Consider the following 12,362-nt stretch of genomic DNA (forward strand, 5'->3'; position numbering starts at 1 on the left):
AACCAATTCATTCAGTTAAATAGATACAGGACGAAACCGCCTATGCCGAGAACGATGGCACCAACGTATACATAGGTAAGTTTGCTCAAGTTTTGCTTGGTCCTGCGATCATACTCGGGGTTGCTGGTCTGATTCGCTTTCGAATTCCCAATAATCATCGTAGCGATCCCACCGAACAGGGCGATGCCAACAATTAAAATATAGGGCAGCAATGTCATGAGTTGACCTCCTTCATTGAAATCAATCGTTCTGTTCATTGTACTTCAGGTTTACCTTGGATGTAAGCTTTTATTGATAAATATAGGAAAATAAAGTTCTTCACTTACAGTATGCATGCAGTGCTGGATGGAATGGATCACTATAATTTTTGAAGATTAAATTTGAGATAAACCTTGTTGTGGCGCGCATTCGCGGCTTTCCTGGACGGAGGCTGCGATTTTTTTTGCCCAGAAAGTGATCCAGATGGAAGAACCCTGCGTTACACCCTATGAAGACGACGACGAGGAAATAAAGGATAAACAAAACAAAACTAACCGAGGAGTGAACACGTAATGAAAATGAAAATGAAGAAATTTATCGCACCCATGCTGAGCTTGACGTTATTGATGCCAGGAATCGCCGGGGCTGCTTCAGCACCACAGACACCAATGACGATGATGAAAGCAAGTGTCAATACACCTGCTGCTGACCTGAGAGCGAACCTGGATCACCTGTTATCCGAACACTTTGCACTTGCTGTAACCGCAATGGCGAAGGCATATGACGGAGCAAAAGATGCGGACGCAGCTTACAAGGCACTCGACCAAAATGCATTGGATATGCAGCCGGCCATCGCCTCCCTTTATGGTGATGCAGGAGCCAAAGAATTCGAACGTATCTTCCGCGCTCATAACAAATATACAGATGATCTCGTGAAAGCAACTAAAATGGGTAACCAGGCTGGAATCAAACAGGCACAGGATAATATCAACGGTTTTGTAGAAGAATTCTCTACATTCCTGAGCACAGCAACGGAAGGCAAATTGCCAAAAGCAGCAGCCAAAAATGCTTTGAAAGTACATGAAGATCTCGTGCAAAAAGTATTTGATGAATATGTCGCTGGTGACTACACAGATGCATACAAGGCGTACCGTGAAGGCTTCAAAGAAATGTTCGACGTAAGTAAAGCACTCTCCACAGCAATCACCACACAGATGCCTGAGAAATTCGGGAATAGCAAAGCAGATACACCAGCAGCTGATCTGAGATCGGCATTGAACCACTTGGCTTCCGAGCACTTTGCCCTGTCGGCTCTGCAAATGCAGGAGCAGTATGATGGCCGCACAGCAGCATCGAATGCACTGGTTACAGCTGAAGCTGGAAACACAGCGGATTTCAAAGCAGCGATCGCTTCCATTTACGGTAATGATGGTGCCAATGCATTCGAGAAAATTTGGGTAACCAACCACGTGAATGCACAAAGCGACTATGTTACAGCCGTTAAAAACAATGATGCAGCGGCTCGTGCAGCTGTCGAGAAACGTATTGACGGATTCACAACGGAGTTCGCGACATTCCTGGATTCCGCAACAGCAGGCAACCTGCCAAAAGCTGCCGGACAACAAGCACTGACTACACATGAGAAGCAAGTGCAGCAAGTGCTGGATCAATATGCTGCAGGTAACTACGACGCTTCGTACACCACCAACCGTGAAGGCTTCAAAGTCATGTTTGGTGTAGGTCAAGCCCTTGGCAATGCAATCGTGACTCAATTCAACGACAAATTCCAAGAGCAACCAACCACACCGACAATGCCTGAAACAGATACAACTACGGTATGGATGCAACTGAACAGTAAAATGCTGAAAATCAATGACAAAACAACCAATATGGATACAACGCCAATGCTCTGGAAAAACACAACCTACATTCCACTGCGCTTCCTGAGTGAAGGTATTGGTGCAACCGTGAAATGGGATCAAAAAGCCCAACAAGTAACTGTAATGGCTGGTAATGATACACTGAAATTCTGGGTGAACAACAACGTTATGGAAGTGAACGGCATGAAGAAAAACGTGGGTGCAACGGTCTTTGTAAACAAAGATGGTCGTACGCAAGTGCCACTGCGTTTCATCGCTGAGCTTCTTGGCTGGGATGTAAAATGGGCTCAAAAAGATGGTTCCATCACACTGACTAAATCCATGTAATAGCGATTCATAAAAGAAGAACGAAAAGGCTGCCCCATACGGCAGCTTTTTTTCGTTTCAGCGGCTCCACCTCATCTTACTTGGTGAATCTGCAATCTAATTGCATAACATGGAAGCAAAAAGGCACATCAAAATATTCAAATATTTGGTATAATCAAGGGGTCAGCAACCTCACCGAAACGTGTATATTGATCACGGTACGGTTATGGACTGTACATAATTGTAACCACTAGCCCGTTGGAGTCATGTATGTTGTATTATTATTCGGTATGATCAAACAAGAAAAGGGGGTTCAAGCGGATGGACACAGCTTCAAAGCCTGAGGGACGGGCAAAAAACATTGATACCCGTCTGTTTATTGCCTGGGCTGTATCAGTCATTGCGACTGGAGGCAGCCTTTATTTTAGTGAGATTAAGGGATACATCCCCTGTGATCTATGCTGGTTCCAACGGATCTTTATGTATCCGTTAACGATTTTACTGGGTATTGCCTACTTCAAGGATGATGTGGGCATCACCAAATATGTTCTTCCGCTTAGTTTCATTGGGGGCGGAATCTCGTTATATCATGTAACCATTCAGCGTATTTACTCCGCTACAGGGAGTTCAGTGGCATGCGGACAAATTCCGTGTTATACCGATTACTTGAACTGGTTTGGTTTTATCACGATACCGTTACTTGCACTGATCGCATTTATCATCATTATTGTGATGCTGTGGGGAATTGGCAAAACACCAAAATCTTCTTCATAAGAAAGGACAGATAATTGATGAGCGGACAAGTCCGTTGGTTTATGCCCTTCATCATTCTGACCCTCCTGATTGCGGGATGCTCCTATGAGGAGCAGTCCCAGTCTGGTGAGATGCCGGAGATGATCAAAGTACAGTTGGTGGTCCCTGACAAGGCTTCACTCCATAAGCCTGTGACCTTGCAGGTGAAGCTTACTCAGGGTGAAGTGCCGGTAAGCAATGCGGATCAAGTTCAATTCCAGATATGGGATGAGCTTGAGGATGCCCCGGCAGTCTCGCCTGAACTAGGAATGATGACAGAGGATAAGCTGGAGGAACAAGGCGCCTTGAAGGCAAGCGAGGTAGAGAGTGGTCTGTATGAGGTGCAGTATACTTTTGAGCAGGCAGGTACGTATGTGGTTCAGGCCCATGTGACACATGGGGCCATGCATAGTATGCCCAGAGCGAAGATCCAGGCGAAGTAAAGAGCAGACTGGCGTGCGGATTGGTTTGGGGCTGAAAATACGTATATAATTATTAAGATATGAAGAATGTTGTAGGAAAAGAGGTTGTTATGGCAACAATTCATGATGTTGCACTTAAAGCAGGCGTTTCCGTAACTACCGTGTCGCGTGTATTGAACAATCGGGGTTACATCAGTCAGAAGACCCGGGACAAAGTGTACCAGACCATGAACGAATTGAACTATCGCCCCAATGAGATTGCCCGTTCTTTGCTGCGCAAGCAGTCCAACGTCATTGGCTTGATTATTCCTGATGTGTCTCACCCGTTTTTCGGAGAACTGGCAAACTATATTGAGTATCATGCATACCGGAACGGGTTAAAAATGATGCTGTGCAACTCACACATGGACCCTTCCAAAGAGCGAGAGTACGTGGAGATGCTCAAGGGTAACCGGGTCGATGGAATTATTATGGGAAGCCATACGCTCGAAGTGGATGAGTACATGAATCTGCATTCTCCCATCGTTACATTGGACCGGCAGATTGGTACTGACATCCCGTTCATCTCATCTGATAATTATCAGGGTGGGGTTATGGCAGCCGAATTGCTGCTCTCCAAGGGCAGACGACACGTGGCGCATATCTGCGGCAATCTAGGGCTGCAAATGCTGTCTAATCGCAGAACTACAGGTTTCACGGACACACTGAAGGCACATGGAATCCAGCCGGTTATGATCCATGAAACCGACCTGAATGTGTTCAGTCAGCATCAGTATACCGAATTGGTCGGAAAACTGCTTGCTCAGCATCCCGAAGTGGATGGACTGTTCGTAACCAGTGATCTGATGGCCATTCATGCCTTGAAGCAAATCGTGCTTCATGGTCGCAAAGTTCCCGAGGATATCGCAATTGTGGGTTATGACGACATCCAGGCGGCCGGTTACGCGATGCCAGGAATTACAACCATAAGGCAGCCAATGGAGGCCATGGCTGAGCTAGCCGTAGAGTTGATCCGAGGCCAGATCGCTGAGGAGGAAATCGGGATGGAGCACATATTGCCAGTCACACTGGTGGAGAGAGAGACGACCTAAACAAGGTCGTTTTTTGCATGCTTTTATTCGTCTATACATTCTAATAATTAATGGAAAGGTAACTTATTTATTTTTATGTCAAACGATTGACATGTCAAACCTTTGACACTATAATCATTTTTGTAAGCGGTTCCTTTTATATTATTGAACGGGGGGCAATAACAGATGAAAAAAGAATGGAAATGGATGAAATTATCAGTCTTATCATTGGTTATGGTAGTTATTCTTTCGGCGTGTGGTGGTACCAAGTCAGGAGCGGGAACGGAATCATCGTCCGCATCCGGTGATAGTGTCAAAATTACACTGCTGAATTCCAAAGCAGAAATAAACAGTCAGTTGGAGCAGGCAGCAAAGAATTTTCAATCTGAGAACCCTAATATAACACTGGAAATCGTACCTGTAGGAAGTGGGCAATCTCCTTTTGAGAAAGCCTCGGCGCTCTATGCATCTGGCAATCCGACAACAATGATGATGCTGGATACAGGGGATGTTGAGAAATTCAAGGACCGTGTCATGGACCTTACCTCTGAAAAGTGGATGAAGGATGCCGTTGAGAACAGCACCACGGCAACAACATTTGACGGGAAAAATTATGCATTTCCACTCTCCATTGAAGGATATGGTTTCATCTACAACCAGAAGATACTGGATCAGGCCGTAGGCGGCACATTTGATCCCCAAACGGTGCAAACCACTGCACAGCTCGATGAATTGTTTCAGAAGATTGCAGCAACCGGAAAATCACCCTTAATTGTATCACCTATGGATTGGTCGCTTGGCGCCCACTATCTGGCACTTGCATATGGCGGACAGTCTCCGGATCGCACCAAAGTGGATCAGTTCATAAGTGATCTGAAAGCAGGTACAGTGGATTTGGCTTCCAACGCTGTATTCAATGGCTTGATGGATACGTTCGATCTGATGAAGACCTATAACATCGACAAAGCCTCCCCGTTGTCCGGGACGTATGAGCGTGGACCCGAAGTACTGGGTAAAGGCGAAGTTGGCATCTGGTTTCAAGGCAACTGGGCATGGCCGCAAATTCACAGCTTTGATACCGCGGATGGACAATATGGCTTCCTGCCGGTTCCTATAAGCAACAATCCCGATGATTTTGGCAACACGCAAATTTCTGCAGCCGTATCCAAACGCATTCTGATCGACAAGGAAAAAAGCACACCAGCGCAGCAGGAAGCTGCGAAAAAATTTCTGGACTGGATAGTCTATGAGGGCAAAGGTCAGGATTTCCTGGTGAATCAGGCCAGCATCATTCCTGCATTCAGCAATATTACCCTTGAACCGGCTGATCCGCTGGGCAAGTCGATTAGTGAATACATTAAGGCAGGCAAAATTGAGGAATCGATGAGCGCGCTTCCAGCTGACCATTGGTCCAAACTGGGTGCTTCCATGCAGAAATATTTGGCTGATGTGATTGACCGTAATGGACTCGCCAAGGAAATTCAAGATTATTGGACCAACGTGAAATAAACTGGAGCAGCGTTAGGGCATAGATAAAAGCAACTCTTTATCTGTTGTCCACCGGGTTTTGGATGCTTCACATAGAGAATGGTGGGGATACCGGGGACACTAGTCGGGCGGGAGATCAACTTTCCGCGCCCGCTTCGTCTTCGGGCAACCGACTGTATACACCCTGGGATAGAGTGGAGGATAACGATGCTTACCGAAAAAGGATTATGGACCCGATTGCGCACCCGGCTAATTTTTACGGGTCCAACACTATTTGCGTTTGCAACGGTCATGATTATTCCGTTTCTGTACGGGATTTATCTGACGTTTACGGATTGGGATGGTATTGCTGTTGAGCAAAGCCTTGTGGGCTGGGATAATTATATCGGCGTGTTCAAGGATGCCGTGTTCTGGAAGTCATTCGGGATGACTTTGGAATACGTATTTATTACCGTGGTGTTGACTAATGGCGTGGCATTTCTGCTTGCTTACGCGGTAACACGTGGTATGAAGGCACAGGGCTTGTTCCGGGCTGGCTTTTTTCTACCCAATCTGGTCGGCGGAATTGTGCTTGGATTCATATGGCAGTTTATCTTCAATCAAGTACTGGTTTTTGCCGGTCAGAAAATGAACATTCCGCTGTTCGGAACATCATGGCTATCGGACCCCGATAAAGCGTTCTGGGCACTAGTTGTCGTTACCGTATGGCAGTACGCAGGATATATGATGGTGATCTATATTGCAGGGCTGATGAATGTGCCCAAGGATGTCATGGAAGCGGCCAGTATTGATGGAGCAAGCAATCGCAGAATGCTGGCACGGATCGTGTTGCCACTTATGGTACCGTCGTTTATCGTATGCATTTTCCTATCCCTCCAACGGGGCTTTATGGTCTATGATCTCAATGTCTCCCTCACTAGCGGAGGACCCTTCAAAAGCACAGAAATGGTATCCATGCATGTGTATGAACAGGCCTTTCTGGCACGTGATTACGGGCTTGGTCAAGCAGAGGCGTTTGTACTGTTTATTCTAGTCGCTACTATTACATTACTCCAAGTCTATTTCAGCAAGAAATTGGAGGTGGAGGCATAATGGCTGGACAATCTCGCATGCTGGGCTGGATGAAGCTGTTTTTATTAATCGTTGCGATGCTGCTGTTCATTTTTCCGTTTCTGCTGCTCATTACCAACTCATTTAAGGCCAATCAGGCCATAACTTCAGATCCACTGGGTTTGCCCGCATCTGTTCAATGGGATAATTACGTTAGCGCCTTCGATAAAATGGGGTATATGTCTGCCTTCGGAAATTCATTGCTAATTACGGTGGCAGGTGTATTACTGATTGCAATGCTCGCTGCGATGACAGCTCATTATTTTGTACGGCACCGCAGCAAGCTGAACCAATATCTTTTTTTTCTGATGGTGGCAGCAATGATTATTCCTTTTCAGGCAATCATGATTCCACTCGTGAAAATATATGGTTCATTGGGGATGCTGGACAACAAATGGTCACTGATCTATATGTATATCGGCTTTGGCAGTCCGCTCGCCGTCTTTATTTACCATGGTTTCATCAAGAGTATCCCGCTGGAGTTGGAAGAAGCGGCACTAATGGACGGCTGTGGCCGGGTACAGACCTTCTTTCGCATCGTTTTACCGGTGCTCCTGCCAACAAGCGTTACGATTACCGTGCTGAACGTCCTGTGGATCTGGAATGATTTCTTGTTGCCCTCTCTGGTACTGACTTCATCCGAACAGCGGACACTACCGTTATCCACCTTTTATTTTTATGGTACCTATACGGTTGATTATGGTCCATTAATGGCTGGTTTGGTGCTCACCTTGTTGCCGGTGCTAGTCGTGTATCTGTTTGCACAGAAGTATATTATTCAAGGCGTGATGCAAGGGTCCATCAAATAATTGGTTTCAGATTGATTGCAGTAGAGAGACAGGAGTGATAGACATATGAATCAGGAATCATACTTGAAACGGGAAACAGAAACAAAACAAGACTCGGACAATGAACTACTGGATATATCGCATCCTTCACAGGGAACTTATACACTAGCCCGCTCAAATGCGTATATCAGGGAAAATCGGCAACAGGTTAATCCGGCTTACCGCCTGGCATACCATTTGATGCCTGAAGTGGGCTGGATGAATGATCCTAATGGTTTTGTATACTACAACGGGATGTACCACATGTTCTATCAGTACTACCCCTATGCTCCGGTATGGGGACCGATGCATTGGGGCCATGCGGTGAGCAAGGATCTGGTCAGCTGGACTTATCTCCCGGTGGCGTTAGCTCCAGATCAGAGTTATGACAGTGGAGGGTGCTTCTCAGGGAGTGCACTCGTTCAGGGCGACAAGCTGCTGCTTATGTACACGGGTCATGTCGTGACTGGACCAGACAAAGACAATGATTACAGGCAGACGCAGAATATCGCTGTATCGGACAATGGCGTTGATTTTGTCAAAAGTGCGCTGAACCCGGTCATTCGGCTGGATCAGATTCCGGAGCATACAAGTCCAAAGGACTTCCGTGATCCCAAGGTGTTTGAACGAAATGGGATCTATTATTGCGTGCTGGGCTCAAACGACGCGGCTGGCCGAGGTGTAATTCTGTTATATCAATCCACCAATCTGGAAAAATGGAGCTACGTCAACGTCATGGCGCAAAGCGACGGTACCCTTGGAGACAACTGGGAATGTCCCGATTTATTTTCTCTTGGAGGCCGAGATATTTTGATCATGTCTCCGCAGCGGATGCCCGCTCAGATGGATAATTATCGAAATTTACATTCCACGGTTTATATGATTGGCACACTGGATGATAAGCTGGGTGTGCTGGAATATGAGAAGTATTATCCACTCGATTACGGGTTTGATTTTTATGCACCGCAGACAACGGACGATGAGCAGGGCCGACGCATCATGGTGGCGTGGATGGAAACATGGGAAACGGATATCCCTACGCAGCATGACCATCATTGGGCAGGAGCGATGACGCTGCCACGCCAGATTGTTCTGAGAGGGGAGCGATTGTTCTTTCTGCCGATCTCGGAGCTGGAGCAATATCGCACGAACGAGATCAAGCAACAAAATATCCATTTGGACGGGATACGTGATTTGGATATGCCGGGTGACCGCTATGAACTGTATGTTGTTTTTGAAGCGGGAACGGCAGAGAACTTTGGATTGAAGTTACGTGTGGGTGAGGGGGAAGAGACCGTTATCACCTATCAGGTGGAAGAGCGTAAGCTCCGTCTTAATCGGGATCGTTCGGGAACTGGTCTGAGTGGTGAACGTGCTGCAGACGTGGAGCTGAACGACGGCAGGCTGGAGCTGCGAATTTTTGTGGATGTCTCATCGGTTGAAGTATTTATTCAAGGCGGGGAGAAGGTCATGACAGCGCGTATTTATCCGGGACCGGACTCAACGGGAATATCAGCATTTTCCTCCGGTAACTGCACGTTGACTGAAGTTCTCAAATGGGATCTGAAGGTATAGATGGAAAAGAACTGTTCCCACGCTGATTGCTGCGTCAGGAACAGTTCTTTTTGCTTAAACGAGAACATTCCAATACGTGGAGTCTGACTTGAAATTGGACCTTGACCTTGAAGTATACTTCAAGGTTTATCCTTGGTGTATTACATCAGGTTGGAGGTTGGAAAATGAGAATTTTAGAATGGATTTTAGTATGTGTGACGGTTATTAGCACCGTAGTCATGTTGACGGCTCCCAAACGTCGGGCAGTGAAAGTTGGTACGTTGTCGGCACTGGCACTGGCAATCCTATTGCATGGGGGAATCGATCATTTTCGTGTGCAGTTACTCCCCACTTATATCGTGGCCCTTGTTTTACTGATTGTATTGGCCGTTCAACTGAGGAAGTCCGGGCGCAGAAGTCAGCTTATGCAGAAATCGAAACGTCGTTCGTGGTTCAAAACCATTTTGGCATCCATTCTGGTGCTGGCTCTCAGTGCAGGTTCAATGGTGTTGACGTCGCTTTTCCCTGCATTCACGATGCCTGAACCAACAGGTTCATTCGCCATAGGCACCTTTTCGCAGCAGCTAACGGATGAAGCACGCGAAGAGACCAAGACGGCTGAAGCGGGTGATAAGCGGGAGCTTATGATCAATGTTTGGTATCCTGTAGACCAGGAAACGGCCAAAGGATTGCCGCTAGAACATTATCCGGCCGAGTTGGGAGAGGCAATCAGTCTCGTATTTGGAATTCCGCCGATGGTGTTCAGTTACCTGGATACGATTCCCACACATGTTGTTAAGGGTGCTGAGGTATCTGCCGCACAGAGTAAATATCCAGTATTACTGTTCTCCCCTGGAGTGCGCTCAGCACGTTTTCAAAGTATGACCGCGATTGAGGAACTGGTAAGCCATGGCTACATTGTTGTTGGGATCGACCATCCGTATACATCTGCTCAAGTGACATTCCCGGATGGACATATTGCTTCATATGAGCCAGATCCTGACTATCCAACGTCAGAGGAGCTATATCAACATAATATAGAAGGTGTTGGTATTCGTGCAGCCGACGCTAGCTTTGTACTGGATACACTCACCCAGTGGAATACACATGATCCAAATCAACTGCTTGAAGGCAAACTTGATCTGGATTCTGTCGGTATCTTTGGTCACTCCTATGGTGGTGCGACAACAGCGGAAGCGCTGGCGCAGGATAGCCGTTTCAAAGCAGGACTCAGTCTGGAAGGCGGATTCTGGGGGGCCGTTTCCACGACAGCCTTGAAACAGCCATTTATGTATATCATGTCGGGTGGAACAGCCCAAAGTTTGGACCCGAACGCTACGGCGAAGGATAAAGTGTTTTATCCCGAGTTTGTACCGGATTTGGATCGAGTGATGACAAATAGTCTCAATGATACCTATTATCTGACCGTGGATGGCTTCTTCCATCAGAGTTTCACGGATATTTCCTTAATTTCACCTAAGATGTTTGCCAAAGGCATGACGCCGGAGCATAATGTGGACATTACCAGATCGTATACATTGGCATTCTTTGACCGTTACTTGAAGGGAGAAGAGGAGCAGCCATTGCTGGAAGGGCCGTCAAACCGTTTTCCTGAGGCCACCTATGATATGAAGTATACCAAGCTGCGCAGCAAGCAGGCGGAATAATGCATAGAAGGATGGAGGAGTAGGCATGAAAACCATGACAAGAGGAGAGTTGGCCAAACGTACGGGTGTAAGCATGGCAACACTTCGATATTACGAGGACAGCGGCATTCTGCCTGCTCCCCGTCGTTCATCCAACGGATACCGTGTGTATACCGAAGATTATCTGGTTAAGATCAAATTCATTAAGGATGCTCAATCGCTAGGTTATTCCTTAAAGGAAATACAGGATACGTTACAGCTGCTCAGTCAGGAGGATATGGAGAGTGAAGCACTAAAAGCACTCGTTCGTGACCGAATTGAAGAGATTCAACTGCATATCGATAATCTGCAGCAGATGCAGACGCTTCTTGCCGGGTTGCTTCAGACGCCAGAGCATGATATTCACAATTATATTAAATCTTTCCGAATCAATAGGGAGGATGGGAATACGTAAGGTAACTTCATAAGTAACTTCATAATGTAACCCTGTAAACAATAAACACCTTCGAAGAATTATCCCTGACGCGTCCGGCGTGAGAGATATCCTTGAAGGTGTCTTTTTTGTTCCAGCCATCCCAAAATTGATTCAAAACAAACCTGCTTCACGCAGAAAATGGTGCACAATTGCCGTCTGATACTTGATCCGGTCCGAACGGTTCAGACTCCAGCAGGTTTCTACCGTAACCGAGCGCGCTTGAAGCAGGCGAGCTGCGGCTGTTCGTGCTGAACCGGGCAATTCGTGCTGCTTCAGGTTGAAGTGTCTGTCCCGAATGGGAATTGACCGATTCATTCGCGCTATTATTCGTTTGCATACCGGAACAGCCCGGCTGCCTGGATTGGTAATCAAGGATTGTCCCAGTACCCGTGAACTGCGTTGGGATAATCCGTTTGCTTCATGCAGGTCCAGCCACCAGGCAGGTCCATATTGACGGGCAAGTCGAAAGACAGCGGAAGCAAGCGGATGTTTGGCTCTGCCAGAGAGATGCCGCGGGAACGTGCGGTTTAAATCAGGTTTTCCTCGGCTGTTGTTCCGATAGGCCTTCTGATTCACCCGTGGCACAATAATGAGGATTCCGCGTACCACGTGTCGTCGTCCTGTCATGCAGTCATTAGCCAGCTTCTGCGCAGCGGCCATGCTTGCGGTTTCGTTCCCGTGAACTCCTGATGTGATCATGATGACGGGTCCGGGCTTCGTGCCTCGAATGAGGTAATAGGGAGTGGCGTGTGCACTGGATGCAGCAAGTGTGTGTTTGGTAACAAGCATGACACTTCACCTCCAATAGTACAG

Annotated in this window: 12 protein-coding genes; 10 read left to right on the forward strand and 2 right to left on the reverse strand. The window is 47.0% G+C overall.

Going from position 1 to position 12,362, the window contains the following annotated elements; all coding sequences use genetic code 11:
• Nucleotides 1-11 precede the first annotated feature (11 nt).
• Nucleotides 12-218, reverse strand: coding sequence for a hypothetical protein (locus tag P5G61_RS24105; protein ID WP_053780164.1), 207 nt, complete (start codon nucleotides 216-218; stop codon nucleotides 12-14).
• 339 nt (nucleotides 219-557) lie between these two features.
• On the opposite strand from P5G61_RS24105, the gene P5G61_RS24110 reads away from it, so the two are divergent.
• The 10 genes from P5G61_RS24110 to P5G61_RS24155 all read left to right on the forward strand — a co-directional run bounded on the left by P5G61_RS24110 (nucleotide 558) and on the right by P5G61_RS24155 (nucleotide 11,528).
• On the forward strand, nucleotides 558-2,186 hold the full coding sequence (locus P5G61_RS24110; RefSeq protein ID WP_301248884.1) for a copper amine oxidase N-terminal domain-containing protein: 1,629 nt from the start codon (nucleotides 558-560) through the stop codon (nucleotides 2,184-2,186).
• 300 nt (nucleotides 2,187-2,486) lie between these two features.
• Complete coding sequence (locus P5G61_RS24115) at nucleotides 2,487-2,939, forward strand: disulfide oxidoreductase (RefSeq protein ID WP_024631460.1); 453 nt, start codon at nucleotides 2,487-2,489, stop codon at nucleotides 2,937-2,939.
• A gap of 17 nt (nucleotides 2,940-2,956) precedes the next feature.
• Nucleotides 2,957-3,400: a FixH family protein gene (locus P5G61_RS24120; protein WP_301248755.1), complete on the forward strand. Its 444-nt coding sequence runs from the start codon at nucleotides 2,957-2,959 to the stop codon at nucleotides 3,398-3,400.
• A gap of 89 nt (nucleotides 3,401-3,489) precedes the next feature.
• The gene (locus P5G61_RS24125) at nucleotides 3,490-4,470 is read left to right on the forward strand and encodes a LacI family DNA-binding transcriptional regulator (RefSeq protein WP_301248757.1); all 981 of its coding nucleotides are present in this window, start codon (nucleotides 3,490-3,492) and stop codon (nucleotides 4,468-4,470) included.
• A 165-nt stretch (nucleotides 4,471-4,635) separates the two neighbouring features.
• Nucleotides 4,636-5,958: an ABC transporter substrate-binding protein gene (locus P5G61_RS24130; RefSeq protein WP_301248758.1), complete on the forward strand. Its 1,323-nt coding sequence runs from the start codon at nucleotides 4,636-4,638 to the stop codon at nucleotides 5,956-5,958.
• Nucleotides 5,959-6,144: 186 nt separating this feature from the next.
• Nucleotides 6,145-7,029, forward strand: coding sequence for a carbohydrate ABC transporter permease (locus P5G61_RS24135; protein ID WP_301248760.1), 885 nt, complete (start codon nucleotides 6,145-6,147; stop codon nucleotides 7,027-7,029).
• Nucleotides 7,029-7,856 carry a carbohydrate ABC transporter permease gene (locus P5G61_RS24140; RefSeq protein WP_301248761.1) on the forward strand — a complete coding sequence of 276 codons (828 nt, stop codon included), beginning with the start codon at nucleotides 7,029-7,031 and terminating at the stop codon, nucleotides 7,854-7,856. Before P5G61_RS24135 ends, P5G61_RS24140 begins: the two co-directional genes overlap by 1 nt.
• Before the next feature lie 45 nt (nucleotides 7,857-7,901).
• Nucleotides 7,902-9,449, forward strand: a complete 1,548-nt coding sequence (locus P5G61_RS24145; protein WP_301248763.1) for a glycoside hydrolase family 32 protein — start codon at nucleotides 7,902-7,904, stop codon at nucleotides 9,447-9,449.
• A gap of 164 nt (nucleotides 9,450-9,613) precedes the next feature.
• Entirely contained in the window at nucleotides 9,614-11,095 is a 1,482-nt protein-coding gene (locus P5G61_RS24150) for an alpha/beta hydrolase family protein (protein WP_301248765.1), read from the forward strand.
• A 25-nt stretch (nucleotides 11,096-11,120) separates the two neighbouring features.
• Nucleotides 11,121-11,528, forward strand: coding sequence for a MerR family transcriptional regulator (locus P5G61_RS24155; protein WP_301248767.1), 408 nt, complete (start codon nucleotides 11,121-11,123; stop codon nucleotides 11,526-11,528).
• Between the two features lie 132 nt (nucleotides 11,529-11,660).
• Here the strand turns inward: P5G61_RS24155 and P5G61_RS24160 are convergent, their stop codons facing one another.
• Nucleotides 11,661-12,338, reverse strand: coding sequence for a succinylglutamate desuccinylase/aspartoacylase family protein (locus P5G61_RS24160; RefSeq protein ID WP_301248768.1), 678 nt, complete (start codon nucleotides 12,336-12,338; stop codon nucleotides 11,661-11,663).
• Nucleotides 12,339-12,362: the final 24 nt, after the last annotated feature.

The organism is Paenibacillus vandeheii (assembly GCF_030433635.1).
Classification (GTDB): Bacteria; Bacillota; Bacilli; order Paenibacillales; family Paenibacillaceae; genus Paenibacillus; species Paenibacillus vandeheii.